Source organism: Maricaulis sp. (genome assembly GCF_034670125.1).
Taxonomy (GTDB): domain Bacteria; phylum Pseudomonadota; class Alphaproteobacteria; order Caulobacterales; family Maricaulaceae; genus Maricaulis.
The window spans coordinates 93,047-119,837 of record NZ_JAXMOC010000004.1; the positions used below are offsets into that span (position 1 = coordinate 93,047).

General features: G+C 63.7%; 26 protein-coding genes. 20 read left to right on the top strand and 6 right to left on the bottom strand.

Annotated elements, in window-relative coordinates; genetic code table 11:
- Positions 1-20 precede the first annotated feature (20 nt).
- The 9 genes from VOI18_RS09085 (at position 21) to VOI18_RS09125 (ending at position 9,043) form a co-directional block, all read left to right on the top strand.
- On the top strand, positions 21-1,811 hold the full coding sequence (locus VOI18_RS09085) for an acyl-CoA dehydrogenase C-terminal domain-containing protein (protein WP_323762085.1): 1,791 nt from the start codon (positions 21-23) through the stop codon (positions 1,809-1,811).
- Between the two features lie 135 nt (positions 1,812-1,946).
- Entirely contained in the window at positions 1,947-3,113 is a 1,167-nt protein-coding gene (locus VOI18_RS09090) for an acyl-CoA dehydrogenase family protein (RefSeq protein WP_323762086.1), read from the top strand.
- 4 nt (positions 3,114-3,117) lie between these two features.
- Complete coding sequence (locus tag VOI18_RS09095; RefSeq protein WP_323762087.1) at positions 3,118-3,588, top strand: hypothetical protein; 471 nt, start codon at positions 3,118-3,120, stop codon at positions 3,586-3,588.
- On the top strand, positions 3,585-4,010 hold the full coding sequence (locus VOI18_RS09100; RefSeq protein ID WP_323762088.1) for a hypothetical protein: 426 nt from the start codon (positions 3,585-3,587) through the stop codon (positions 4,008-4,010). The genes VOI18_RS09095 and VOI18_RS09100 overlap by 4 nt, the downstream gene beginning before the upstream one ends.
- Complete coding sequence (locus VOI18_RS09105; RefSeq protein WP_323762089.1) at positions 4,010-4,615, top strand: FMN-binding negative transcriptional regulator; 606 nt, start codon at positions 4,010-4,012, stop codon at positions 4,613-4,615. The genes VOI18_RS09100 and VOI18_RS09105 overlap by 1 nt, the downstream gene beginning before the upstream one ends.
- 72 nt (positions 4,616-4,687) lie before the next feature.
- The gene (locus VOI18_RS09110; RefSeq protein WP_011642482.1) at positions 4,688-5,893 is read left to right on the top strand and encodes an acetyl-CoA C-acetyltransferase; all 1,206 of its coding nucleotides are present in this window, start codon (positions 4,688-4,690) and stop codon (positions 5,891-5,893) included.
- A gap of 149 nt (positions 5,894-6,042) precedes the next feature.
- The gene (locus VOI18_RS09115; protein WP_323762090.1) at positions 6,043-6,291 is read left to right on the top strand and encodes a hypothetical protein; all 249 of its coding nucleotides are present in this window, start codon (positions 6,043-6,045) and stop codon (positions 6,289-6,291) included.
- Between the two features lie 13 nt (positions 6,292-6,304).
- Positions 6,305-8,515 (top strand): 3-hydroxyacyl-CoA dehydrogenase NAD-binding domain-containing protein, encoded by a 2,211-nt coding sequence (locus VOI18_RS09120; RefSeq protein WP_323762091.1) that lies wholly within the window; start codon positions 6,305-6,307, stop codon positions 8,513-8,515.
- A gap of 117 nt (positions 8,516-8,632) precedes the next feature.
- A complete protein-coding gene (locus tag VOI18_RS09125) occupies positions 8,633-9,043 on the top strand; it encodes a hypothetical protein (RefSeq protein WP_323762092.1) in 411 nt (136 codons plus the stop codon).
- 576 nt (positions 9,044-9,619) lie between these two features.
- Here VOI18_RS09125 and VOI18_RS09130 read toward each other — a convergent pair.
- Entirely contained in the window at positions 9,620-9,910 is a 291-nt protein-coding gene (locus tag VOI18_RS09130) for a hypothetical protein (RefSeq protein WP_323762093.1), read from the bottom strand.
- A gap of 608 nt (positions 9,911-10,518) precedes the next feature.
- Here VOI18_RS09130 and VOI18_RS09135 point away from each other — a divergent pair.
- From VOI18_RS09135 to thiD, 7 genes are all read left to right on the top strand, one after another.
- Positions 10,519-10,656: a hypothetical protein gene (locus tag VOI18_RS09135; RefSeq protein WP_323762094.1), complete on the top strand. Its 138-nt coding sequence runs from the start codon at positions 10,519-10,521 to the stop codon at positions 10,654-10,656.
- 108 nt (positions 10,657-10,764) lie between these two features.
- Positions 10,765-11,880 (top strand): glutathione S-transferase, encoded by a 1,116-nt coding sequence (locus VOI18_RS09140; protein WP_323762095.1) that lies wholly within the window; start codon positions 10,765-10,767, stop codon positions 11,878-11,880.
- A gap of 69 nt (positions 11,881-11,949) precedes the next feature.
- Entirely contained in the window at positions 11,950-12,990 is a 1,041-nt protein-coding gene (locus tag VOI18_RS09145) for an ankyrin repeat domain-containing protein (RefSeq protein ID WP_323762096.1), read from the top strand.
- A gap of 93 nt (positions 12,991-13,083) precedes the next feature.
- Positions 13,084-13,974 (top strand): LysR family transcriptional regulator, encoded by an 891-nt coding sequence (locus VOI18_RS09150; protein ID WP_323762097.1) that lies wholly within the window; start codon positions 13,084-13,086, stop codon positions 13,972-13,974.
- Between the two features lie 147 nt (positions 13,975-14,121).
- Positions 14,122-14,979, top strand: a complete 858-nt coding sequence (locus tag VOI18_RS09155; protein WP_323762098.1) for a hypothetical protein — start codon at positions 14,122-14,124, stop codon at positions 14,977-14,979.
- Positions 14,980-15,027: 48 nt separating this feature from the next.
- Positions 15,028-15,972: a tetratricopeptide repeat protein gene (locus VOI18_RS09160; RefSeq protein WP_323762099.1), complete on the top strand. Its 945-nt coding sequence runs from the start codon at positions 15,028-15,030 to the stop codon at positions 15,970-15,972.
- 31 nt (positions 15,973-16,003) lie between these two features.
- Complete coding sequence (gene thiD / locus VOI18_RS09165; protein WP_323762100.1) at positions 16,004-16,813, top strand: bifunctional hydroxymethylpyrimidine kinase/phosphomethylpyrimidine kinase; 810 nt, start codon at positions 16,004-16,006, stop codon at positions 16,811-16,813.
- Here thiD and VOI18_RS09170 read toward each other — a convergent pair.
- The 3 genes from VOI18_RS09170 to VOI18_RS09180 all read right to left on the bottom strand — a co-directional run bounded on the left by VOI18_RS09170 (position 16,810) and on the right by VOI18_RS09180 (position 20,445).
- Positions 16,810-18,303 carry a hypothetical protein gene (locus tag VOI18_RS09170; RefSeq protein ID WP_323762101.1) on the bottom strand — a complete coding sequence of 498 codons (1,494 nt, stop codon included), beginning with the start codon at positions 18,301-18,303 and terminating at the stop codon, positions 16,810-16,812. The genes thiD and VOI18_RS09170 overlap by 4 nt on opposite strands.
- Before the next feature lie 82 nt (positions 18,304-18,385).
- Entirely contained in the window at positions 18,386-19,300 is a 915-nt protein-coding gene (locus VOI18_RS09175) for a DMT family transporter (protein ID WP_323762102.1), read from the bottom strand.
- A complete protein-coding gene (locus VOI18_RS09180) occupies positions 19,297-20,445 on the bottom strand; it encodes an aminotransferase class V-fold PLP-dependent enzyme (protein ID WP_323762103.1) in 1,149 nt (382 codons plus the stop codon). The genes VOI18_RS09175 and VOI18_RS09180 overlap by 4 nt, the downstream gene beginning before the upstream one ends.
- 89 nt (positions 20,446-20,534) lie before the next feature.
- Between VOI18_RS09180 and VOI18_RS09185 the strand changes: the two genes are divergently transcribed.
- Both VOI18_RS09185 and VOI18_RS09190 read left to right on the top strand, forming a co-directional pair.
- Positions 20,535-21,728 (top strand): phosphoserine transaminase, encoded by a 1,194-nt coding sequence (locus VOI18_RS09185; RefSeq protein ID WP_323762104.1) that lies wholly within the window; start codon positions 20,535-20,537, stop codon positions 21,726-21,728.
- Between the two features lie 64 nt (positions 21,729-21,792).
- Positions 21,793-22,362, top strand: coding sequence for an acyloxyacyl hydrolase (locus tag VOI18_RS09190; RefSeq protein WP_323762105.1), 570 nt, complete (start codon positions 21,793-21,795; stop codon positions 22,360-22,362).
- Between the two features lie 194 nt (positions 22,363-22,556).
- Here VOI18_RS09190 and VOI18_RS09195 read toward each other — a convergent pair whose 3' ends face one another.
- Positions 22,557-23,138, bottom strand: a complete 582-nt coding sequence (locus VOI18_RS09195) for a hypothetical protein (protein ID WP_323762106.1) — start codon at positions 23,136-23,138, stop codon at positions 22,557-22,559.
- 165 nt (positions 23,139-23,303) lie between these two features.
- On the opposite strand from VOI18_RS09195, the gene VOI18_RS09200 reads away from it, so the two are divergent.
- Positions 23,304-24,593, top strand: coding sequence for an adenylosuccinate synthase (locus VOI18_RS09200; protein WP_323762107.1), 1,290 nt, complete (start codon positions 23,304-23,306; stop codon positions 24,591-24,593).
- Between the two features lie 30 nt (positions 24,594-24,623).
- On the opposite strand, the gene VOI18_RS09205 is transcribed toward VOI18_RS09200, so the two are convergent.
- Positions 24,624-26,144: a UbiD family decarboxylase gene (locus tag VOI18_RS09205; RefSeq protein ID WP_323762108.1), complete on the bottom strand. Its 1,521-nt coding sequence runs from the start codon at positions 26,142-26,144 to the stop codon at positions 24,624-24,626.
- A 205-nt stretch (positions 26,145-26,349) separates the two neighbouring features.
- On the opposite strand from VOI18_RS09205, the gene VOI18_RS09210 reads away from it, so the two are divergent.
- Positions 26,350-26,787, top strand: coding sequence for a BLUF domain-containing protein (locus tag VOI18_RS09210; protein WP_323762109.1), 438 nt, complete (start codon positions 26,350-26,352; stop codon positions 26,785-26,787).
- The last annotated feature ends 4 nt before the right edge of the window (positions 26,788-26,791 follow it).

A 26,791-nucleotide genomic window follows, 5' to 3' on the forward strand; every position in this document is an offset into this window, starting at 1 on the left:
CCGCTCCCCGGAGATTCATCATGACCACCCCGTATCGCGCCCCGGTTCGTGACCAGCGTTTTGTCCTGCATGACGTGCTCAATATCGCCCAGTATGGCGATCTGCCCGGTTTCGCCGATGCCGATGCCGACACGGTCGACGCCATTCTCGAGGAAGGTGCCAAATTCTGTGAGGGCGTGCTCGCCCCGATCTCCAAGGTCGGCGATGAAGAAGGCTGTACGCGCGACGCCGATGGCAATGTGAAGACGCCGACCGGCTGGAAGGATGCCTTCAAGCAAATGTCGGAAGGCGGCTGGACGGCGCTGTCCTCGGACCCGACCTATGGCGGCCAGGGCCTGCCGCATGTGCTCAACCTTGCCTTCAACGAGATGGTGTCCTCGGCCAACATGGCGTTCGGCATGTATCCGGGTCTGACGCTAGGTGCTGCGGCCGCACTGGCGACCGGCGGGTCGGACGAGCAGAAGGCGCTTTATCTGCCCAAGATGATTTCCTGCCAGTGGGGCGGGACAATGAACCTGACCGAGCCGCATTGCGGCACCGATCTCGGCCTCTTGCGTACGAAAGCCGTGCCGCAGGCCGACGGGTCCTACAAGATCACCGGCCAGAAGATCTGGATCTCCTCCGGCGAGCACGACATGGCGGAGAACATCATCCACCTCGTCCTCGCTCGTATCGAGGGTGCGCCGGAAGGCGTGAAGGGTATCTCGCTATTCGTCGTGCCCAAGCACATTCCCGACGAAAATGGCGACCCGGGCGTCCGCAATTCCCTCAAATGTGGCGGCCTCGAGCACAAGATGGGCATCCACGGAAATGCCACCTGCGTCATGGACTATGACGAGGCGACCGGCTGGCTCGTCGGTGACGAGAACAAGGGCCTCAAGATCATGTTTATCATGATGAATGAGGCCCGTCTGGGTGTCGGCCTGCAGGGCTATGCCCTGGCCGAGGCCGCTTATCAGCAATCGCTCGGCTTCGCGAAGGACCGCCTGCAGGGTCGCTCGCTGACCGGACCGAAGAACCAGGACGGCCCGGCCGATCCGATCATCGTCCACCCGGACGTGCGCCGCATGTTGATGGACCAGAAGTCCTTCGTCGAGGCGGCCCGTTGCTTTGCCCTGTGGACCGCCCTGCAAGGCGACCTCGAGGAAAAGGCCTCCGACCCGGCGATGCGCGAGAAGGCCGGCGACTACATGGCGCTGCTGACCCCGATCGTGAAGGGTTATCTGACCGGCAAGGGCTATGACATGGTCTCGTCCGGCCTGCAGATCCATGGCGGCTCCGGCTTCACCGAGGAGTGGGGCGCCTCCCAGCTCCTGCGTGATGCCCGCATCACCCTGATCTATGAAGGCACCAATGGCATCCAGGCGCTCGACCTGGTCGGCCGCAAGCTGGCGATGAATGGCATGCGTCCGATCACCACCTTCTTTGCCGAGCTGGACGCTTTTGTCGCCGAGGGCGGCAATGACGAAACCCAGCCCTTCGTGCAGGCCGTCGCCGACACCAAGGCCAAGCTCAAGCAGGCCACCGACTGGCTGATGAACAATGCGCTGGAAAACTTCGACCATGCCGGCGCCGGCAGCCACGACTACCTCAGCCTCTTCGGCCTGACCTCGCTGACCTATATGTGGGCCAAGATGGCCAAGGTTGCCTCGGCCAAGATTGCCGCCGGCGAGACCGATCCGATCTATGCCAACAAGCTGACGACGGGCCGCTATTTTCTCGACCGCTGGGTCCCGGAAGCGGCGATGCACCTGGCCAAGGTCGAGGCCGGTGCGGACTCGATGATGGCGCTGGAAGCGGAGGCTTTCTAGGCACAGACTGACGACGAATTTGGCGGGACCGTTCCGGAGAATGAGAACGGCCCGCCACACTATTCCGGTTGATAAGGGGCGCCCGCAATCTCGCGGTCTGGCCCATCCACGAGATACGTCTGGGGAGGACGTTTCATGTTCCAGGATCCACTCAACGTGCCACGCCCGGCCTTCCTCGAACGCGAGGACGTCCGCATGTTCGAGGACACCGTCCGCGCCTTCATGGCGAAGGAATGCGTGCCCAATGCCGCCAAATGGGAAAAGCAGGGCATGGTCGATCGCGAGATCTGGACCAAGGCCGGTGAAGCGGGGATCCTTTGTCCCTCCGTTCCGGAAGAATTCGGCGGAGCCGGCGGCGATTGGGGCCATGAATACGTCTTCCACACCGCCGGTGCCGAGATCGGCGCCGCCGGCTGGGGCGTCGGCCTGCACAATTCCATCATCGCGCCTTACGTGACGCATTACGGCTCGGACGAGCAGCGCAAGTCCGTCCTGCCGCGGATGATTTCCGGCGAGCTGATCGGCGCCATCGCCATGTCGGAGCCGGGCACCGGCTCGGACCTGCAGAGCGTCAAGACGACGGCGATCAAGGACGGCAATGGCTATCGCATCAACGGCCAGAAGACCTTCATCACCAATGGCGGCTCGGCCAATTTTATCATCGTTGTGGCCAAGACCGACCCGGAGAAGGGCTATGACGGCGTCTCCCTCCTGATGGTCGAGACCGACAAGGTCGAGGGTTTCCGTCGCGGTCGCCTCCTCGACAAGGTCGGCATGAAGGCCCAGGACACGGCCGAGCTCTTTTTCGAGGATGTCTGGGTTCCCGCTGACGCGCTTCTTGGTCAGGAAGAGGGTCAGGGCTTCATCCAGCTTATGCAGCAATTGCCCCAGGAACGCCTGCAGATCGCCGTCCAGGGTGTCGGCGCCATGAAACGTGCCCTGCACGAGACCATCAACTACACCAAGGAGCGCGAGGCCTTTGGCCGTCCGATCCTGAAATTCCAGAACACCCAGTTCAAGCTCGCCGAGTGCAAGACCAAGGCGACCCTGGCCGAGGTCTTCACCCATCATTGCTCGGAACGCCTGATGAAGGGCGAGCTCGACGCCGCCACCGCCTCGATGGCCAAATACTGGGTCTCTGAAGCCCAGAACGAGGTCATGGACGAATGCGTCCAGCTGCATGGCGGCTATGGCTATATGAGCGAATACCCGATCGCCCGCATGTGGACCGACAGCCGCGTCCAGCGGATCTATGGCGGGACAAACGAGATCATGAAGCTGCTGATCGCGAGGACGCTTTAGGTTGATGAGTGAGCGAGCAACATCTGCCGGGCCAGTCGATAACCGCCCCAAAGCGCTGTCTGTCCTCGCGGGCATGGCGCCTTTGCTGGCCTATGACCTGGCGTCGGGTGTTCTCAGCTCGTTTGTGAATTTTCTGCCCGCGGATTTCATGTCCGAGCCGCGTACAATGCAGGCCCTCATGGACGCGCAGTTTGCTGTCAGCGGGATTTTGGTTGCCTTAGCGTGCCTGTTGGTCGGCGCGCTTTTGAAGCGCAGCGGGACCGTTGTCTGGGGCATCTCGGGCCTGATTGTCGTCTTCGTCTTGCAAGTCATTGGCTACATTGGAGCCATGCTGCCGCACTGGATCAGCGCCGCTCCGGATAGTGCTTTCGGTGCTGTGATGTTCTCGTTCGGAGAGACAGGGCTGAGCGTGCTGTTGCTGATTGGGCTGATCGTGCTGGGAAGCTGGCTGTCTAAATTCCGGAGACGCGCATGACCGCCGCCCGCGACAATTCCCTGCGCTCCCTCCTCATCGCCGCTCTCGCTGGCGGTGCCGGTACCGTGCTGGCGGCGCGGCTGGGCTCGGGCATCTGGTTCGGGGCGAGTTTCGCGCTGGAGAGCTATCCGCACTGGCTGGGTCTGGCCCTGCCACCGGTGATCGCGACCCTGTTTGCGCTGGGAGTGTCGTTTCTGCTTGGCTCGCGGCTACGCGTATTGGCGGCGTTGATCGGCTATTGGGTGATCGCCACCGCGCCGATCCTGATCTCCATCCCGGCCCATCTCCTGATGGGCGGGGAAAATCCGGCCGAATTTGCGCAATTGCGGCTCTATTCGCTGGTGCCGATGGTGCTGACCCTGCTGGCGCCCAGCGTCGCTTTTCTTGTCGCCCTCATCTTCGTTTCCGGGAAACGCGCCTGATGTACACGCCCACCCATTTCAAGATGGACGACGAGAGCGAGATGCGGGCGGTGATGCGCTCGTATGATTTCGGGCTGCTTCTCATCCCGGGCGAGCCTGATCTGGCCGCCACGCATATCCCTTTCAAGCTGGCTGATGAGCGCCTGGTCCTGATCGGCCATGTCGCCATGGCCAATCCGGCATCCGAGGCCATCAAGGCGGGCAGGGAGGCGATGGTGGTGTTTACCGGTCCGCATGCCTATGTCTCACCAACCTGGTATTCGCGGCCGGACGAGAATGTGCCGACCTGGAATTATGTCGCCGTGCACGCCTTTGGCTCGCTGGTGCCGCTCGAGGGTGTTGAGGCCGAGCGGGCGCTGTCCTCCCAGATCGCCGACTTTGAAAGCGAGTGGCGGATCACCAATCTGGAAGAGAAACGCCGGGCCATGCTGGAACTGGCCATCCAGCCTTTCGAGTTCGAGATTGACCGCCTGGAGGGCAAGGCCAAGCTCTCGCAGAACAAGCCATTGGAGGAACGCCTGCGCATCGCCCAGGCCCTCAATGAGCGCGGCGAACACGCCGTCGCCTACCACATGATCGAAGACGAGGCGGAAGAGGATGACTAGTCCCGTGCCGCGTCTTCATCCGAGTTTTGAGTCGATAAAGGGAACCACCCCGCCAAGGGAAAGGAACTGACCATGACAGAAGCCTATATCTTCGACGCCACGCGAACGCCGCGCGGCAAGAAAAAGAACGGAGCGCTCAACGAGATCACCGCGCTGCAGCTGGCCACCCAGCAGCTCGCCGCGATCCGTGACCGCAATAATCTCGACACCGCGCTCGTCGATGACGTGATCATGGGTGTCGTCTCGCCGGTCGGCGAGCAGGGCGCCAATATCGCGCGCTCCGCCGTGATCAATGCCGGCTATGCCGAGACCACGGGCGGCTACCAGCTCAATCGTTTCTGCGCCTCGGGCCTGGAAGCGGTCAATGTCGCGGCGGCCAAGGTGATGTCCGGCGAGGCCGACTTTGCCATTGGCGGCGGCGTGGAAGCGATGTCGCGCGTGCCGATGGGATCCGATGGCGGTGCCATGGGCGTCGACCCGGAAATCTCCTTCGACAATTACATCGTGCCGCAGGGCGTCTCGGCCGACCTGATCGCCACCAAATACGGCTTCTCGCGCGATGACGTCGACGCCTATGCGATGGAAAGCCAGAAGCGCGCCGCGCGCGCCTGGGAAGAGGGGCGTTTCGCCAAGTCGGTCGTCGCCGTAAAGGACCAGCTGGGCACCACCATCCTCGCCCATGACGAGCACATGCGTCCGGGTACCGACATGCAGGGCCTCGGCTCGCTGAAGTCGGCCTTCAAGGACATGTCGGACTTCGTCGGCTTCGAGGCCGTCGCCACCCAGCGCTATCCCGAGATCGAGTATCTCAACTGGGTCCACACGGGCGGCAATTCCTCGGGTATCGTTGATGGCTCGGCCATGGTTCTCGTCGGCTCGAAAGAGGCAGGCGAGCGCGCCGGTCTCAAGCCGCGGGCGCGTATCCGCTCGATGGCCTCGGTCGGTTCCGAGCCGACCATCATGCTGACGGGTCCGGTTCCGGTCACCGCCAAGGCCCTGAAAAAGGCCGGCATGGAAGCGGGCGATATCGACCTGTGGGAGCTCAACGAGGCCTTCGCCGCTGTCGTGCTTCGCCTGATGCAGGCCTATGAGATCGACCATGACATCATGAATGTGAATGGTGGCTCGATCGCCATGGGTCACCCGCTGGGCGCGACCGGTGCGATGATCCTGGGCACCGTCCTCGACGAGCTGGAGCGCACGGGCAAGCAAACTGCCCTGACCACGCTCTGCGTCGGCGGCGGCATGGGCACCGCGACCATTATCGAGCGGGTTTAAGCTTGCGAATTGTGCTCGGGATATTGCTCGCCTCTCTGGCTGGTTGTTCGTCGTCGGACGAGGTGCCTCTACCTCGTCTTTCGGCGCCAGGAGGCGCTGAGGTTTCCGAATCTCGGATCGTTGCGCAAAGAGCCAGATACGAAAGGTTGATGGCCGAAGCGAACGGTTTGCCCGAAGGCGTCATTTGGCAGGACATTGCATCGTCATGGCGGGTGGATCTTGACCGGTCTCTATCCGCCGATGAGCTGACGCTCATTGAACAATGCGTGTGGAGCCATCGTGCCTCGGAGCAAGATCCCGAGCTGTATCTCGTCTTGTGCAACACCCGAATACCGATCGTCCATGTATTTGAATACTGCCCCGCGACAGGTCGTTCTGACTGCGACGTCGCGGACTGAGGAGAGAGCTCCAATGAAAAACTTCACACTCGAAATCGATACCGACGGCATTGCCCTGGTCACTTTTGACAGCCCGGGCAAGTCGATGAATGTCATCTCGGCCGAGGTCATGGATGACTTCGACGCGCTGACCGACAAGATCATCAGTGACGATGCCATCAAGGGCGTGGTCATCACCTCGGGCAAGGCGGCGTTCTGCGCCGGGGCCGATTTGTCGGAATTGGGCAGCTCCTCCTCCGAGCTGGCCAAGCTGCCGGAAGAGGAAATGAAGACGAAGCTGTTCGAGCAATGCTTCCGTCTCAACAAGACCTTCCGCGCCCTGGAAACCTGCGGCAAGCCGATCGCCGCGGCGATCAATGGTCTCGCCCTGGGCGGCGGCTTCGAGATTGCCCTGGCCTGCCATTACCGGGTCATGCCGTCGGACAATCCCAAGGCCAAGCTCGGCCTGCCGGAAGCCATGGTCGGCGTTCTGCCGGGCGGTGGCGGCACCCAGCGCCTGCCGCGCCTGGTCGGCCTGATGAATGCCGCGCCGATCCTCTTGCAGGGCAAGCAGCTCGACGCCGCGACCGCCCAGCAGCAAGGCATTGTTGATGCCCTGGCCCCGCTCGACGAGCTGGTCGCCAAGGCCAAGGGCCTGGTCAAGGAAGACCCCAAGGGTGCCAAACAGCCCTGGGATGGCGACAAGTTCCGCTTCCCGGGCGGTGGTCCCTACCACCCCGCCGGTGGCCAGATGTTCGGGGCTGCCTCGCCGATGCTGCGCAAGACCAGCTATGGCAATTACCCGGCCCAGCGCTACATCCTGTCATGCGTCTATGAAGGCAGCCAGGTGGGCATGGACGCCGCGATCCGCATCGAGAGCCGGTATTTCACCAAGCTTTTGCTGCGCCCGGAAAGCCGCAACATGATCCGCTCGATCTTCCTGTCCAAGCAGGACCTGGACAAGGGCGGACGTCGTCCGGCCGGTCAGGACAAGGGCGAGATCAACAAGATCGCCATCATCGGTGCCGGTTTCATGGGTGCGGGCATTGCCACGGTATCGGCCCAGGCCGGGATCGAGATTGTTCTCATCGACGCCACACAAGAGGGCGCCGACAAGGGCAAGAAGCATTGCACCGACCACTTCGCCAAGGGCGTCGCCCGCGGCAAGCTGAGCGAAGAGAAGGCTGACAAGCTGGGCGGTCTGATCACGCCGACCACCGATTACACCCTGATCAAGGATGTCGATCTGGTCGTCGAGGCCGTGTTCGAGAATTCCGAACTCAAGGCCAAGATCACCAAGATGGCGGAAGAGCAGATCGGCACTACGGCCGTGTTCGGCTCTAACACCTCCTCCATCCCGATCACCGACCTGGCCAAGGCCTCGGAACGTCCGGACAATTTCATCGGCATCCACTTCTTCTCGCCGGTCGAGAAGATGAACCTGGTCGAGATCATCATGGGCGAGAAGACGGGCGATTATGCCCTCTCGCGCACGATCGATTTTGTCACCAAGATCAAGAAGACGCCGATCGTCGTCTCCGATACGCGGGGCTTCTACGCCAACCGTTGCGTCATGCGTTATATCGGTGAGGGCATGAACCTGCTCGCCGAGGGCGTGAAGCCGGCCCTGATCGAAAATGCCGCCAGGATGGCCGGCATGCCGGTCGGCCCGCTGTCTCTTCAGGACGAGGTGGCGCTGGATCTCGGCGTGAAGCTGATCAAGCAGACCAAGGCCGATCTGGGTGACGCGCACAAGCCGTCCAAGACCGAGCCGATCCTGTTCAAGATGGTCGAGGAATATGAGCGCTTTGGCCGCAAGAACGCCAAGGGCTTCTACGACTATCCGGCCGAGAAGGGCCAGCCCAAGCGCCTCTGGCCCGAGCTGGAGCAGTTTGCGCCCGGCGGCAAATACGCCGACGAGCAGCCGACAGCCGACGAGATCAAGGACCGCATCCTCTACGCCCAGGCGCTGGAAGCGGCGCGTTGCATGGGTGAGGACATCGTCCAGGATCCACGCGAGGCCGATGTCGGCTCGATCCTCGGATGGGGTTTCGCGCCCTATACCGGCGGCACGCTGTCCTACATCGACACCATCGGCGCCAAGGCCTTCGTGGCCCGCGCCAAAGAGCTGGAAGCCGCCTATGGCGACCAGTTCGCGGTGCCGGACCTCCTCGTCGAAATGGCCGAGAAGGGCGAAACCTTCTACGGACGCTTCGGCGCTCCGGCGGCCGTGGCGGCGGAGTAGTCGCTGATCTGACCAGAACGACTGCAAAGAACCGGCGCGGCACTGTCCGCGCCGGTTTTTTCTTTGGATGCTGGTAGTTGTTGTGGGTAACTGCTTACTTGGCGGGGAGAGGCGCGCATGTCACAGCTTATCGCGTTCAGCAAACCCAGATTTGACGTCGACATGTCTGGATTTGAGGTGCCTGATCTAACAAGTCTGTCGATGGAATTGATTGATGCCGTTCAGAGGGAGCTGGGCGGAGAGTCGAATGTAGTTTGGTCGGTTCGTGGCGGTCTGAGTGGCCAGCTGGATGATTGTATCCGCCGATACAATTGCGAATTGTCTCAAGGCAAGGAAGCCAGCGAGACCCAATTCGTCAAACTCTTGAAACGGGCATGTGCCCGATTCGAGCGAGTGATCCTCTGGTACGCGTCGGACTGCTCAGATTTGGATGAGTATGTCGATCAAGGAGTGTTCGTGGACCGCGTCGCCTTGTTGGCCCAAGCTGACGCTCCTGAGATTTATGCTTCGTTGAAGGCGACGCCTTGAGTGAATGTTGGCGAGTGCAGCTCGTAGACGCTGGGACGCTCCGGGACAGGCACTATTAGTGCCCTTCACGTCCCCGCGCCTGGCGCAAACCCCACCATAAACCGCTTGCCGAGATCCCGCCGCATCCGGTTCTTCAGGTCAAGGGCCGCAAGGCGGCCGCTTCGCGGTTTCACCCTTGAGCTGAAGAAGTGGATACGGCCTGCTGGCTGACAAGCGATCTATGGACAGCCCCGCGCGCGGCGCCTGGGTCACAGCTGATCTGCAGGTGACTCGGGCGTACAACATCCACCGTCATCCCCGGTGACCGCGAAGCGGACATCCGGGGGACCTCGTCACGGTAGTCGAGCGGTTGGGTGAGGTCCCCCTGACAAGCAGGGGGATGACGGACGAGGTGGGAGTGAGGGTACGTGTCCCGCGCGGACGCGTCCGTCCTTCCCATGCCTGCTGACTGACACGTGATCGAAGGGCAGCTCCGCGCGTGGTCCCGGGCCCACGTGGCGCGCCGGCCCTTGTCCCGAAACTGCAAAGAACCGGTGCGGCACTGTTCGCGCCGGTTTTTTCTTGTCCGCATCCAGGCTAATCAGGGCGTGAAAACAGGCTGTTGAAAGTTTTCACCGGCTTTTCCACAAATTTCGGAATGTTTTCCACCAAACCCGAAAACTTGTCCACGAAATCGCACTTTCCATGCGTTGCGGCGCCGGGTCCGGCCTGCTTTACTTTGGTCATCGACAGCGACCGAAGCGGTTCGAAAGGACCGGGGATCGCCGGAGAGGATGGCCCGGACAGGCAGGTTCGAAAGAACAGGTTTTGAACGGGCAGGCCGGGAAGACAGGCTCGCAAGAGCAGGGATTTCAGGTCAGGTTCCAAGGCAAAAGTCCGCAAGGGCCGGCGCTGAAGGGCTCACCGAACCGGAGAGACTGAACCGTCCGCAAGGGCGGCGACCAGGGCGCCAAGATCCAGCGCTGCCTCACCGTGGTGCTGCCCCGGACGAAAGAAAGGGGAAGCCGAAGGGAATGGTGTCAAAACCTCACCGGACGCAACACGGCCGCCCGCCTCCTGCCCCCTTGCCGGGACAGGGACGGGCGGTTGGTGCGTTTGGGGCCCATTATGGTCTGCCCGGCGCGCACCGATTGTCCTCACTGGCCTCTGCTGATCGTTCGCCTGCTGCCCGCGCCAGCCGGATGTCGGCGATTCATTCGCGTTACAGGCGAATATCGTATTCGTTCGCTGACACAGCCAGCCAGGCAAGCCCCTGAATCCATGCGTAGAAACCCGTCTGGCGCGAAAACTGAACAAGATGTTAATCAAATATGAGCTGCGCCAGTCCGTTTGATGGCCAAGATTGGTGGTGACGGGCAATCCCGCCCGGATGACCACACAGGCATGCGATGTTTTCGCGAATTCCCCTTCGCTGGCCCCTGACCGCTTGGTCGGATCATGCTCGTGCAATGGCATTGGTGTGCTGGGCGGTCGCCGTGCTCATGACCGGGGTCATGGGCTGGTCGGCCTGGCGTGCTGTCGATACGGCGTCTGACAGTGTTGACCGTGTGGTGGCCCGCCATGAAGCCGGTGTCATCACCAAGGGGCGTGACCTCTTCATCGCCCGCCGATAGGGCACGGCGTCGCCCCCGCACAATCTGAAGGGCCTGCATGCAGGCATGCGGGCTGGCTGCCCGCCAAAAGCAGGATAGGCTCCGCCGGACACTGTTCGAGGAGCGCGCATGACCTACACATTGATCGGCACGCCGGTATCCCTCTACTCGGGCAAGGTTCGCGGCTATCTGCGCTGGAAGAACGTCCCGTTCACCGAGCGATTGTCGACGCGCGAAGTCTACAAGGCCGACATCCTGCCCCGGGTGGGCTGGCCGGTCATTCCGGTGGTCATCCACGACGACGGATCGCCGCACGGCAAGACATTGCAGGACACCACCGACATTATCGATCATGTCGAGGCGAGCGAGCCGGGCCCGTCAGTCTATCCGGACACACCGTGCCAGCGTCTGGCGGCGCTGATCCTGGAGATGTTCGGCGATGAGTGGCTGGTCATCCCGGCGATGCATTACCGCTGGGCCTATAATCGCGATTTCGCCCAACAGGAGTTCGGCGCCACAAGCCATCCGCATTTGAGCCGTGCCGAGCAGTTCCAAGCGGCGGACAAGGCGGTCCGATTCTTTTCCGGTACCGTCGGTGGTCTGGGCGTGAACCCGGACAGTGTCGCTGCCGTCGAGGCAGCCTATGAGGATTTTCTCGCGGTTTTTGATGCTCATCTGGGCGAGCACGACCATTTGTTTGGCTCCCGTCCGTCGATCGCCGACTACGGATTGCTTGGTCCGCTCTACGCGCATTTGCTGCGCGATCCGAAGTCGGGCGAGATGATGCGCCGGCTGGCGCCGCGTGTCGCGCGCTGGGCAGAGCGCTGTCATGCCCCGCAGCATTGTCTGACCGGAAACTTCCTGCCGGGCGACGAAATCCCGGTCGGCGTGACCCGATTGCTGCAGCGCTTTGCTGCGCAGCAATTGCCAGTGCTGTTCGACACCGCACGAGCGCTGACGACCTGGTCCGGGGACCAGCCGCCGGGCGTCGAAATTCCCCGTATACTGGGCTTCCACAAGGTATTGATCGGCCATGGAGACACCCGGGTCACGACCGACCGCGCGGTTATTCCCTATAGCCTGTGGATGTTGCAAAGGGTCACCGACTACCGCGACAGTCTGAGCGGCGAAGACCGCGCGGCGGTCGATGCAATGCTGCGCAATATCGGTGCAGCAAAATTGGTGGATTTCGTTCTGCCATCCCGTCTCCAGCGGCGCAATTACAAGATCGCCCTCGCGGACTGATCACGACATTGTTGAGCGCGACCGGTGGCCGGCCGGTCTACCGTGCAGGCCGGGAACAGGGAGGACAACATGCGACCCATCATCATCTGGCTGGCCGCGGCACTGGCCGTTACCGCACCGGCCAACGCCCAAATTCCGACATCGGTCAGCTCGGCCCTTGCCGATGGCGATGTACAGGCGCTGACAGACGCGCTTGAGGCGGGCGCTGATCCCGATGCCCGCGCCGAGGGCGGGTTGCAGGCCACCGCCCTCATGCTGGCAGCGTCCAATCCCGACCCCGCGCTGACGCGCGCCCTGATCGCCGCCGGTGCCGATATTGAGGTCCGGGACACCATGGGCGACCCGGCCATTAACTGGGCGGCCTATTACGGCCACTCGGCCGTCGTTGCCGAACTGCTTTCTGCCGGCGCCACCCCCCTCCAGGTCGGTCATGGCACGGTGTCGGAGATCGCGATCCGGCGTGGCCACCAGGCGACCCTGGCACTGGCACTGGAGGCCGATGCGTCGCGGCCCGTGCGTGACCCGCTCGACATTCTGCTCGAGACGGCCGTCATGACCGGAGATGTCGGGGTGATGACCGAAATCGGTCAGCTGCGGGATCTGTCGACAGCGACGGATTGGGCCGGTCGGCCGCTTCTGCACGCCGCGGCCCGGGCTGGACGGGCGGACAGCGCGGCCGCACTGATCGAGGCCGGAGCCGATGTGGATGCCGTCGATGCGATCGGATTCACAGCCCTGTTTGAAGCGGCCCGCGACCGGCGCGGCGAGGTGGTCGACCTGCTGATCGAGGCGGGGGCGGATGTCGATCATGTCGCGTCCGAGAATGGCATGTCGCTGACCGTGGTTCACCTCGCGGCGATTGGCGGGGATGCCGGCATTGTGAGCCGGATTGCGGCCACCGGGGCCGATCTGGACCGGCAAGGTGTCAGCGGAGCGACCGCTCTCTACTGGTCCGCGTTCGAAGGGCACCAGGACGCCGTCCTGGCGCTCCTTGAAGCGGGGGCGGATCCTGATATTGCTCCGGCAGGAACGCCCGATTTCGCGGCGGTTGCGGAGATGCTCGAATGGCCGCGCGTCGCGGCGTGGCTGGCCGACCGGGCGTCGGACTGAGTGTTCGCTCCTTGCCAATGCCGTGCGTGTCAATTTCCGCCAAATTGGTATAAATACGAGCCTTGACGGGTTTCAGTTGCTTTCGGGGAATAAATGGATCGGATCGACGCGCTGCGGCTTTTCTGTTCGGTGGCCGAACTGGGCAGCTTTACCAAGGCGGCCGAGCGGGAGGCGATGACGCCCGGCGCAGCGTCCAAACAGATCACCGCGCTGGAACAACGTCTTCAGGCGCGCCTGTTCGAGCGGACGACGCGGTCGGTACGTCTGACCGATGCGGGCGAGGCCTTGCTCGACCGGGTCCGTCCCTGGCTGGACGAGTATGATGGTCTCGAGCAGGGCGTCGCAGATGCGAGGTCGGCTCCGGCTGGCGTGTTGCGGGTGGCGGCGCCCGTCGATTTCGGCGCCCGTCGACTGATGCCCATCATCACCCAATTCATGAATGACTGGCCGGGTGTGGAAGTCCGCCTGTCGCTGGCCGACCGTATGGTCGATCTTGTCAATGAGGGGTTCGATGTCGGCATCCGGATCGGCAATCTGCCCGACAGTGCGCTGATCGCCAAACGCCTCGCCGCGGCATGCATGTCGGTTGTGGCTTCGCCGGAATATCTGGCCCGCGCCGGAACGCCGGAGCACCCGTCCGAGCTTGCCCGGCACCAGGTCATTATCGACCGCAACAAACCAACGCCGCATTTGCTCAAATTCGTGCGCGACAGTGAGGAGGTCGAGGTCCGCGTCGGTGGCCGACTGTCACTGAACGGTGCGGTGGCTGCGGTGACGGCAGCTTCGGCCGGCATCGGCGTCGCCTGTTCTCCGCGCTGGGCTGCCGAACAGGCGCTGGCCGATGGCCGGGTCGTGGAGATCCTGCCCGAATGGGATAGCGAATTGCGCTATCTGTGGGCGGTGTTCCCGTCCAATCGCTATCTCGCGCACCGGGTCAGGCTGTTCGTTGATTTCGTCGCCGGACAGTTTCCCGACCGGATCTGAGCTATCCGGTGGCGTTGGACGCTGAACGGGCGGGCCAAATTCTGTCACTCAGCTTTTGTTCATGTGTTAGGCTATTCAAAGGCACGCGTTGTTGACTTTGCGAGCAGCAACGATGCGGGATTGCGCATTGAGGGGGCGACGGGGCACATGGTTTTACGCACTTTACTTCTGGCATTGGTCGGCAGCAGCCTGGCGGCATGCGCCACAACAACGGTCACGGACAGTCGCAATGGCGGCAGTCTGGCGACGGCTGCGTTCAACTACGCGCCATCCGGCCGGGCGCCCGTGACAGGTGCCGGCTATGAGCTGGTGAGTGATGACGGATGGACCGGCCGTCTGGCCTATGTCGACGACGAAGGCGATGCCCGCGCCCGTCTGACCATGGCCTTCGACGATGGACACGCGGTCACCGCCGATCTGGATATCGCCATGCCCTATCTGGAGGGTGGGGTTCGACGTTTTCACGGAAGCGACTCCGACGGACGCCCCGTCGCGGTCGAGCTGCACGCCGGTCCCTGCCGTGAGCCGGGTGGGGCCACGCTGATCTATTCGGCCCGGTTGATGGTCGCCGGCCAGCCCGCGAGCGCCTGTGGCCGCGAAGCCGGCGGAGATCTGGATCGCTGGTCGAACTACCTGATGACCTATCTGCCGGTGATTGACATGTGCCTGGCCGAGTTTCGTGACCGGGCCCAACACGTTTCCTACGCCTACACGATGAGCGGCGGCGAGACAGGTGTACGCCTCGTCGACATTGATGCCCGCACCTGGGAATGCGCGACGCGCGAAGGCGGGGACGCGATCAATTCGGTCCGACCACTGGATGCTGCCGATGGCATGTATGGCGAGGGGGATCCGATTTTCGTTCGCGGAGCCCTGCCGGGATTCGGTGAGGGGTGTTATGTGTATGAGGTTGTCCGCGACACCGACCACAGCCTGATCGGCGCATTCGGATTTGACGCCTGTGATACCGGTGACATCGCGTCACTCGACTCCGGCGTCGGCTGATCCGGTCCGTTTACCGCGTCTTTACGCGAAGCAGAGCAAGGCTCGCGCATGCGTGCGATCATCCTGACCCTGTTGAGCAGCCTTGTCCTGACCGCGCCGGCGGCGGCCGAGATTACCGATTTGCGGGCCCGCCTTGATGGCGATGCCGGGCAGATCTGGATTGCCTTTGACGGGCAGCCAACCGGGGTTACAGGCGAAGTTACCGAGAGTGGCCTCATCATCACCATTGACGGTGTCACCGTCCGGACCCGCACGATCAGTCCGGCCTCAGATGACCTGGTCGCAGCCGTCAACGTCGAACCGGCGGGTGAGGGCGCAATTGTCCGGTTGTTTGCCAGTCGTGGCTGGCAGGGCGCACAGGCGGAGCTGCGCCGTGGCGGGGTGCTGGTCAGCATGACGGTTACCGCCCCGCCGGCGGTGCATGTTCCGGACTCGGTCTACGCGGCAGGTGCTTCACCGGCCGGCTCAGCTGGATCGGAGGGATCGGATGCGGCGCCTGCACGACGTCATGTGACCGAGGCCCATGCCGCCGGCGCGCCAGATGCGACCATGGTCGTTGACCATTCCGCCTCAGACGCTGCGGGCGCCACCGGCGCCCCGGCGGTCTCGCCCACGCCGGGCCCGACCGATCTGTTCGCCGCCAGTCCGGCAGCCCAGCAAGTCGCCACCGGCGGGTCCGTGGCGCCGCCGGGGGTTTGTGTCGAGCAGGCCCAGGCTGTTGCCGCCAGCCCTTGGGATGACGAGATGCTGCACGCCCAGGCCGCCTGCCTGGGAGCGGCAGGGCATCTGGCGCCGGCGGCCTCGATCTACGAGCAGATGCTGGCTTTCGAACCGGAGAATTACCGTGCAGCGGTAGCCCTGGCCGAAATCCGGGTGGCCGAGGGGGATACCGCTGCCGCACGTGATCTGTTTGACCAGGCCGCGTCGCATGCCATATCCGATGCGGAAGCGGCCCGTGCACGCTCTCGCCTGAGAGCATTGCGCGAGCCATAGGACCAGGCTCGGCGCACGGGATTTCAACACAATGGACGACAGCGAACCGAAGGGCCGGGTGCTCATCATTGCCGGCTCGGACAGTGGCGGCGGCGCGGGCATCCAGGCCGACATCAAGTCGGTCACGGCCATGGGCGGATATGCCGCCACCGCGATCACAGCTGTCACCGTTCAAAATACGCTCGGAGTCAGCGCCGTTCATCCGGTGCCGCTGGACATCATCAGGGGGCAAATCGAAGCCGTCCTGTCGGATATCGGCGCGGATGTGATCAAGACCGGTATGCTGGGCACGAGCGAGGTCGTCGCGCTGGTGGTCGAGTGTCTCCAGGCTTGTGATGTGCCGATCCCGCTGGTGGTCGACCCGGTGATGGTGGCGACCTCCGGCGATGCGCTGGTTGATGCCGGGGCCGAGGCCGCGATTCGCGACCGCTTGCTGCCACTGGCAAGCCTGGTCACTCCCAATATCCCCGAAGCGGAAAAACTCACCGGTCTGGTAGTCGAGGACATTGCCGGTCAGCTCGAAGCGGCCAACCGCCTGATCGAAATGGGCGCGAAGGCGGCGTTGGTCAAAGGCGGGCATCTGAAGGGGCAGGCGGTGACCGATGTGCTGGTCTCAACGCGCGGCATGGAATTGTTCGACCGGCCGCGTCTGCCCGGCCGCAATACGCATGGGACCGGCTGCACGCTGGCCTCGGCCATCGCCGGCCTGCTGGCCGATGGTGCGCCGCTGCATGATGCCGTGCGCCGGGCCGGTGACTATCTGCATGAAGCCATCGCCCGAGCGCCCGGCTTCGGAGCCGGTCATGGCCCGGTCAATCATGCCTGGGTGACGCGTCCCTAGTCGTGCATGCGGATATGTTCCAGGCGGCCGATCCGTGCGATCGCGGCCTGGACATCCGGGCGGGCGATGATCCGGTCGCGAGCCTCGCGCAAGGCTGTCTCAGCCGGAAAATACTCGGATGGATACTGGGTGTCATAGGGCTGTAGACGCATCAGAACGTCCTCGGCCTGGGCCGGATCACCCAGCCTTTCCAACAGGAAAGCGGCGGCATCCTCGTCGCGGTCCTGGCACAGGAGCAGGTCGAAATACCCGTCCCGATCAAGCGCCCTATGGTCCTCGGAAAACGCCAGTGATGGTGCCAGCTTGTCCGGTTCGCCGAGACGATGGGCGGCACAGGCGCGGGCCAGGTGAACCTGCAGCCAGCCATATTCCGACGCGCCGCGATTCTCCATCAATGACAGGCGGTCCAGTACGGCCTGGTCATCGCCGATGGCCAGATCGACATAGGCCAGATTGATCAGCTGGCTGACATTGGCACCGCCCTCTTCGACGCGACGGCTCGCGGTTTCCAGGGTGGCACGCCCGAAGGCGATCCGGCCCAGTGTCAGCTCGGCATGACCCCAACGATCGAGGAGCCAGCTGGTGTAGTCGCCCGCGTCCTCGAAGGTGTCGCCGGACTGCATGCGGCGCCAGGCGGCGGCGGCCAGCTCGCTGGCGGCGGCATGGCGGCCGAGATCGACCAGATAGCTCATCTGGTCGGTGATCGGCTCGATATGGTCGGGATGGGCCTCGCTGTCGGCGACACTGCGTGCCAGCAGGTCCAGTGTCTCGGCGCGTGGATCAGTGAGAGCGGAAAACTCCGGCTGCTGCCACAGCGGCGCGAACTGATTGAGGACCCGCAGACGGCGAGCTCCGCTGGCGCTGGTCATTTCCGGCAGCAAGGCCATGGCCGCATCGATCTCACCCGCCTGTGTGAGGTGACGGATGCGCCGGTAATGCAGGGCACCGCCATGGTCGAACGGATTGTCGGAGGTATAGCCGGCGACCATCAGTTCAAGCGCCTCGCCTTCGGCCGCGTGGTCACCGGCCCCGTGCAGACTGTCGATAATGTCGTTCAATTGCCCCGACGACAGGGCGTTACGGGCGTCGGGAAAATCAGCATCCAAGGCGCGGTAGATCGCCAGAGCCCGGGCACCGTCCTCGCGGCGGACCGCGATCGGCAGGGCCTCACTCAGAATCTCCTCGCGCGGCGTGCCCAGGGCCTCCGCCTGTGCCCAGTGCGCCTCGCTCTGCGCGTGGTCGCCGGTCGCCGCATAGGCTAACCCGACCTGAAAATGCAGGCCGGCGCGATAGCCCTCGGGCATAAAGGACACGCGGTCATGGGCCAGCAGGGTTTCGCCGGCGCTCTGGGCCTCGGTCCAGTCGGAGGCCTGCCAGGCCGAATCGAGGGCACGCACCAGGTCCATCGGATCGACGGCGTCGTCGGCATGCGCCGCCGGACAGCAGGTCAAGGCAAGGCCGACCGCCAGGGTCCACAAGACATGTTTCATCGAAAACTCCCCCCACACCAACCGCCAGACCAGCGACTTGTTGCAATATTTCCGAGAAGTCCGTCGATCTGCAAGGCCAGCTTTACACCTTGGGTTGCCGGGTCCGTTTGCCGCCGCGTGCCAGCCAGACGCCGGCCAGGATGACGACCAGTGCGAGGACCGCGGTCCAACCGACCAGCTCGCCGATGACGAGGCCGGTGACCAGGGCGGCGATCGGCGTCAGATAGTTGGCAATCGCCAGGAAATTCGGCCCGGCCGTGCGCGCCACCTGCATCAGGATTACCGATGCGAACGCGGTCGGACCCAGCGCCAACCAGGCTGCGGCGAACCAGGCGCTCGGGGCGACATCGTCAACCTGCATTAGGTCCCAGACGCCCAGCGGTGCCGCGAAGATCGTCGCCATGATCAACATGCCGGCGGCGGAGACCGAGGGCGGGGTGTCGGGCAGCAGGCGGGCCTGGATGGCGTTGATGGCGTAACAGGTCGCCGCGCCGATCACCGCCAGTTGCGCCAGCGTGTCGGCGCCGCCCAGAGCCGCCAGAGCGGAGGGGCCGAGCAAGAGGATGACACCGGCAAAGCCGACAATCAGGCCGAGCAGGGCTCGCAGCGTCATACGCTCGCCGGGCACGAAGGCATGGGCAAGGCCGACCGTGACGAGCGGCATGGTCGCCACCAGAATGCCGGCCAGCGCGCTGTCGATGTATAGCTGCGCCCAGCTGACCAGGAAGAAGGGCAGCGCATTGCCGAACAGGCCCAGCCCGGCCATCCACAGCCAGCGCCGGTCGTTCAGCGGCGGCAGACGGCGCCCGCGCATGTGGGCCCAGACAGTCAGGGCAAGAGCGGCGAGACTGAGGCGGACAAAGATCAGCGCGCCCGGCGGCAGGGTTTCGACGCTGTGCTTGATGAAGGCGAAGGCGGAACCCCAAAGCACGGTCAGCAGGAGCAGGGCAGCCCAGTCGCGCGGGCCGACCGTGTGAGGCGTGGGAGTGGATGTCAAAGCAAGGTTTCCAGTACCGATGCGAACCGCTGGAAGTCTGCCTCATCATTATAGACATGGGGTGTGATGCGCATCCGGTCGCCGCGCTGGGAGACAAATATGTTTTGGGCGGCGAGCTGTGCGGGCAGGTCGGCCGGAGCGCTGTCCGGCAGCGACAGGCTGAGATAGTGCGGCGCCCGGTCCGGTGTCGTTTCGCGCAGGCCCAGCGGTGCCAGCCGGTCGGCGAGCTGGCGATTGGCCTGACCGAGCGTGGCGGCCAGCGCCTCGCTGCCCCAGTCGAGCATGGCTGACAGGCTGGCCGAAGCGGCGGGGACGAGCTGGAAGTTCGAGCGTTCCCCCATGTCGAAACGGCGAGCACCGGGGGCATGGTCGTCGGCATAGTCGACCAGGCGGGCAAAATCCTCGGCCTTGTCGCGCACGATCCAGTTCTGCTCCAGCGGCTCACCCGACTGGTGATGCGGCGCGACATAGAGAAAGCCCATCGCATAGGGGCCGAGCAGCCATTTATAGCTGGCGGCGACGGCGAAATCGGGCTGGATGGCGGCGAGGTCGAAGGGCATCACGCCCAGCGATTGGGTCAGATCCAGCACCAGCGCCGCGCCTTGCCGCCGGGCCGCGTCGCTGATAGCGGCAAGGTCCAGCGCACCGCCATCGGCCCAGTGCACCTGCGGGCAGGCGACGATGGATGTGGCGGGCGAGATCGCGGCCAACATGGCCTCGGTCCAGCTCTGATTGTCTGACCGCGACACTGTACGGACGCGTGCGCCCTGTTCGGCCGCCAAGTCGCGCCAGACATAGACATTGGACGGGAATTGCTCGGCCAGCACCAGGATTTCGCTGTTGGCATCGGGCGCCAGATTGCGGGCTGCGGTGGCGAGGCCATAGGAGGCGGCGGGGACCAGGGAGATGTCATCGACGCTGGCGCCGAACAGGCGTGCCGCCTGCACTCGCAGGTCCTCCGGGGCGTCGAAGAAGTCTGCCTGGACTTGATACCGCCAGGGCTGCCCCTTGCGGGCATAGCTGTCCTGACCGGCGGCGACAGCCGATGTCGGCATCGGGCCCATATAGGCAGCGTTGAGATAGCAGGTCTCGCGCGGCAGATCGAAGCGGTCGCGTTGCGGCGCAATCAGGGGCGTTGAAATCATGGCGAAAGCTCTTGCCCCGCGCCGGGGAGGGCGTCAACGTGCACTGCAACATGAACCGTCCGACCCACTGCGATTCTCCGGAGACCGAATTGGCCGATACCCCCACGCAAACCGCGACCCGTACCGACAATCCCAAGCCGGTCCTTCGTCCTGCCGATCCGCGCTTTTCCTGCGGTCCGGTCAAGAAATATCCGGGCTGGTCCTGGGACGCCCTCGCCGATGCGCCGCTGTCGCGCACTCATCGGGCAGGAGCGCCGGTGGCGCGGATCAAGGAAGCGATCGAGCGGACCCATGCCCTGCTCGAGCTGCCCGAGGGTTATCGGGTGGCCATGTTGCCCGGGTCGGACACAGGCGCGATGGAAGCGGCGATGTGGTCACTGCTGGGCCAGCGCGGCGCTGACGTGTTTTCCTGGGACGTTTTCGGCAATCGCTGGACGCTGGACGCCCGGGACGAGTTGAAGCTGAAGGATTTGCGGGTCTTCCAGGAGCCGGCCGGCACGCTGCCCGATATTAGCCAGTATGACCCCAAGCGCGATGCGATCTTCACGCTCAACGGGACCGCGGCCGGTGTCTGGATTCCGGATTTCGAGTGGATCGACGCCGACCGTGAGGGCCTGACCCTGTGCGACGCGACCTCCGCCGCTTTCGCGGTCGAGATTGACTGGTCGAAGATCGATGTGCTCACCTTCTCCTGGCAGAAATGCATGGGCGGCGAGGCCCAGCACGGCATGCTTGTGATGAGCCCGCGTGCCATCGAGCGCCTCGACAACTACCGCCCCGACTGGCCGATCCCCGGGCTGTTGCAGCTTCACGCCAAGGGCAAGGCCAATATGGCGGTCTATGAAGGTTCGACCCTGAACACGCCGTCACTGATGGCGGTCGAGGACTATCTGGCGGCCTTGAAATGGGCGTCCCGCATCGGCGGTCTGCCCGCCTTGATCCGTCGTCGTGAAGAGAATTTCGAGGCGCTGGACGCCTGGGTCGCAGGTGCCGATTGGGTCGAGTATCTGTGCGAAAACCCGGCTCACCGCTCACCGGTCTCGGTGACGCTGAAATACACGGATCCATCCGTAATCGCCGCGGGTGAGGACGCACAATGGGATCTGACCAAGCGCATTTCCTCGCTGCTCGAGCGCGAGAATGCGGCGCTCGATATCACCATGCACCGGGCCTCTGTGCCGGGAATCCGCATCTGGTGCGGGCCGACCGTCGAGCGTGACGATTTGGCCGCACTCGGCCCGTGGCTCGACTGGGCCTATCGCGAAGCGCTGGACGCGGGCTGAGACACGCTTTATCCCGTTTGCAACAGCCAACAGACCGGTCGCAACGGCGGCCCGAGGGGACATCATGAAAACCATCCTGACGACGACCGCCGCCTTTGCCCTCCTCACCGGCGCGGGCCTTGCCGATGATCGCGGCATGGAATTCCGCCTCGGCGTGACCGCCCACGACCTGGCCGACCACGTCGAAGATGGCCCGAACGTGACCCTCGACCTGTTGTTTGCGTCGCCCGACTTTCTCGATCCGATCGGATCGCCGCGCCCCTACCTCTATGGCTCGTTCAACACGAACAGCCTGACCAACTTCGGCGGTACGGGCCTCGCTTGGGATTTCCGGCTTGCCGAAAATCTCAACTTCGAATTCCGTACCGGCCTGACCTATAATGACGGCGTCGAGGACATCGACCCCAACTCGCCTCCCGGCGACCCGACCCGTATCCGTCTGGCCACCACCCGCTCGCTGATGGGCAATGAGATCCTCTTCCACAACGCCATCGGTCTTGATTACGACCTCAATGAGCGCTGGTCGGTCGGCGCCTATTACGAGCACATCTCCCACGGCCAGATCCTGGCCTCCGGTCGCAACCAGGCGCTCGACAATGCCGGCATCCGCTTGGGCTACCGCTTCGGGAATTAAAGGGTGCGAGCTTTCGGGCTCACCTATCGTCGTTTGTCATCCCTGATGGACGCCCCGCGAACGCGGGGCGCAAGTCAGGGACCTATGTGATCGCAAAGAGTTAGGTCCCCGCCCTGCGTCCGGCGTGCGCCGGACATCCGGCGGGGATGACAAGCTTCGGCATTGGTCCTCGCCCTTGTTGGGTGTGGCGCCGCCTACTCCCCCCGCGCCTCTGCTGCCTCATCCGCCCGCGGATCGTCGTCTTTCGGCACATAGACGCCGACAAACACCGTCTGCCAGTTTCCTTCGGCATCGCCCTGGTCAAACTGTTGGGTGACGGTACCGTCTTCATTCGGAGTCCAGGTGCCGCGCAAGGGGGCGCGGGTCTGGGTCGGGACGGTATAGGCTTCCCCGGTCAGCACCATGGCGCCGGCCTCGTCGAGGCCGCCGGTATAGTCGATATACCAGCCATTGCTCATCCAGACCTGGCGCCAGGCCCCGATCAGCGGGTCGTGGACATTGATACTGTCGCCGGCATTGCCGCTGGCGCCGACCCAGTGTTCGGTGATCAGGCAGCCACCATTGATGCGCTCAATCCGATTGTGGCCGAGATAGGGGCCGGGCGTGTCGCCGTTGGCCGGAGCATAGACATTCCACTCACCGACCCAGAAGTCGAAGGCGTCCCAAGGTGCGCCGACACAGGCGTCGGGCGGCGATGTGGGCGTCTGCGACAAGACAGGGGCGATGCAGGTCAGGCTCAGGCTCATCGTCGCGAGAACGGATCGTGCAGAAATCATCTGATGTCCCCTTCGATCATGCACGTTGGAAGGCATGTGTGCACGAGGCTACTCAATCCACCGGTATCCTGCAAACGGGTCTGGCCCAAATAACGGCTTCGTGACAAATAATCGGCCCGCGGACAGGACTCGCGCGCGTGCGGGCCTGCAAGCGAGGAGGCTTTCATGGCCAATGTAACCGTGGTGGGTGCCCAGTGGGGCGATGAGGGCAAGGGCAAGCTGGTCGACTGGCTGTCGCACCGCGCCGATGTGGTGGCCCGTTTCCAGGGCGGTCACAATGCCGGCCATACCCTCGTTGTCGGTGAGAATGTCTACAAACTTTCCCTGCTGCCGTCCGGCGTCGTGCGCGGCAAGCTGTCGGTCATCGGCAATGGCGTGGTCGTCGATCCCTGGGCCTTCGTGGCCGAGGTTGATCGCATCGCGCAACAGGGTGTGAAGATCACTCCGGACGTGGTCAAGATTTCCGAGACCGCCGCCCTGATCCTGCCGATTCACCGTGAGCTTGATGCCTTGCGCGAGAACCGCCAGGACGGAGTGGCCATCGGCACCACCCGTCGCGGTATCGGCCCGGCCTATGAGGACAAGGTCGGACGCCGGGCTGTGCGGGTCATCGACCTGGCCGATCCGGAGGCGCTGAAGGCCCGCGTCATCGATATCCTGCACCATCACAATGCGCTGCGTCGCGGCCTTGGCCACGTGGAATACAGTGCTGATCAGCTGGTCGCCGAGCTGACCGAAATCGCACCGAAAATCCTGCCCTATGCGGCACCGGTCTGGCGGGTCCTGAAGGACGCCATCAAGTCGGACCAGAAGATCCTGTTTGAAGGGGCCCAAGGTGCCCTGCTGGACGTCGACCACGGCACCTATCCCTTCGTCACCTCCTCCAACACCGTGTCCGGTCAGGCCTCGGCCGGGACCGGCGTCGGCCCGCGCGATGTCGGCTATGTGCTGGGCATCGCCAAGGCCTATATGACCCGGGTCGGCGAGGGCCCTTTCCCGACCGAGCTGAATGACGCCGATGGCCAGATGCTGGGTGAGCGCGGACATGAGTTCGGCGTTGTCACAGGACGCAAGCGTCGCTGCGGCTGGTTTGACGCCGTGATCACCCGCCAGACCTTGCAGGTCGGTGGTGTGCATGGCGTTGCCCTGACCAAGCTGGATGTGCTCGACGGTTTCAAGACCATCAAGGTCTGCGTCGCCTATGATCTGGACGGCACGCGGCTCGACCATCTGCCAGCCGGCAAGGAAGCCCAGGCCCGGGTGACCCCGGTCTATGAGGAGTTGCAAGGCTGGGAGGGCTCCACCGCCGGTGCCCGCTCCTGGGCGGATCTTCCGGCCGAGGCCGTCAAATATGTCCGCCGCATCGAAGAACTGATCGAATGCCCGATCGCCCTGGTGTCGACCTCGCCGGAGCGCGAGGACGTGATCTTGATGCAAGACCCGTTCAGAAGCTGACCGGCTCGTTCGGACGATCAGCCTGCCGGCTCAGCGCGCCTGGCCTTCAAGGTTGATCCCCAACTCATTCCAGAGCGAATCCACGCGGGCTTTCGTGGCGTCGTCCATGTCGAGTTTTTCGCCCCACTCGCGGGTGGTTTCATGGCCGGTCTTGTTGGTCGCATCGAGCCCGATCTTCGAGCCCAGGCCGGATACGGGCGACGCAAAGTCGAGATAGTCGATGGGCGTGTTCTCGACGGTGACGATGTCGCGGGCGGGGTCCATGCGGGTCGAGACAGCCCACATCACATCCTTCCAGTCGCGTGCGTCGATGTCGTCATCCACGACGATGATCCATTTGGTATACATGAACTGGCGCAGGAAGGACCAGGCGCCCATCATCACGCGCTTGGCGTGACCGGCATAGGCCTTCTTCATCGAGATCACCGCGATGCGGTAGGAACAGCCCTCGGGCGGTAGCCAGAAATCGAGGATCTCCGGGAATTGCTGCTGTAACAGCGGAATGAAGACCTCGTTGAGGGCCTCGCCGAGAATGGCCGGCTCGTCGGGCGGGCGGCCGGTATAGGTGGTCAGATAGATCGGATCCTTGCGCATGGTGATGGCGCTGATTTCGAACACCGGGAAATGTTCGACGGAATTGTAATAGCCGGTGTGGTCGCCATAGGGGCCTTCCGGCCCGTACTCATCGAGCAGGACGTGGCCTTCCAGGATGATCTCGGCCTCTGCTGGGACTTTCAGCGGGATGGTCTTGCAGTCGACCAGCTCGGCCTTCTGGCCGCGCAGAATGCCGGCAAACTGGTATTCCGACAGCGTGTCGGGGATTGGCGTCACCGCGGCGAGGATGGTGCCGGGGTCGGCGCCGAGCACGACGGCGGCGGGCAACGGGTCCGGCTTCTTGTCTTTCCAGCGCTGATAGTGCTGGGCGCCGCCGCGATGTTTCAGCCAGCGCATGAGGGTGCGGGTTTTGGACAGTTTCTGCATCCGGTAGATGCCGAGATTGAAATCATCCTGCCTGTCATCTGACGGGCCCTTGGTGACGACCAGCGGCCACGTGATCAGCGGCGCCGGTTCGCCGGGCCAGCAGGTCTGGATCGGCAAACGGTCAAGGTCGATATCGTCGCCGGTCAGGACGACATCCTGGCAAGGCGCCTTGCTGACATTTTTGGGCCGCATCGACATAACCGTCTTGGCCAGAGGCAGCATCTCGAACGCGCCCTTGATGTCGCGCGGTGGTTCGGGCTGTCGCAGGAAGGCCAGCAGTTCGCCAACTTCGCGCAACTCCTCGCCCGTGGTGCGCGCCTGTCCGCCCAGTGTGACCGCCTGGGCGACGCGCTTCACCGTGCCGAACAGGTTGACAAGGCACGGCATCTCGCTCTTCTCACCGCGCTCGTTGATGACATTTTCAAACAGGATGGCCGGGCCGCCCGCATGGAGGGTGCGTCTGTGGATTTCGGTCATTTCGAGCTCGGTGGAAACCGGGGTCGTGACGCGGACCAGGTCGCCCTCGGCTTCCAGCTGTTCGATGAAATCACGGAGGGATTTGTAGGCCATGGCCGCTGTCCTGCTTTGTTGTGCGTCTGAAACTGCAATTTCATCGCGGAAAGTCCAGCCCGCTTTCCGTCGCAGGTTCAGAGCGATGCCGGGAAGTCTCGAAAATTTGAGGCAATATCGAGAAAAATGCCGGCCTGCCTGTTGAGCCAAGCTTCAGCTTCAGGGGTTAGAGCCCAGCCATCGATCACGCCAACCGGATGGCTTCATGCTGCACAGAATGGTTCTCGCTGCCCGCTCGACTATCGACACCGGTCCCGGTGCGCTCAACGGAGCCTTCGGGTCGGTGCTGGCATGTTGCATGCGGAGCAGCGTCGCCGAGGGCCTGACTGGTGGCCTGGTGGTTGAGGACGGATGGTTCCTGGAAGTCCTGGAAGGCGGCTTCGATGCCCTGTGCGCCTACCGCGATCGGGCTTTTGAGGATGATCGGCTGGACGACTTGCAGGTGCTGGAGGTCGTGCCGGTCTTGCAAAGGGAGTATGAAACCTGGGCCATCGCCGCCTCCAAGGCCGGTACGGCCCAGCCCGGTCTCATTCGGGCGGTCAGCGACAAGCTGTCCGGCCCCTTCGCTGTCAGCCAGCATGTGCGACGGGTGTTGATGAGAGGCGTGCTGGCCGAGACCCCGCCGCTCTGTGTGGCTGCCTGACAGG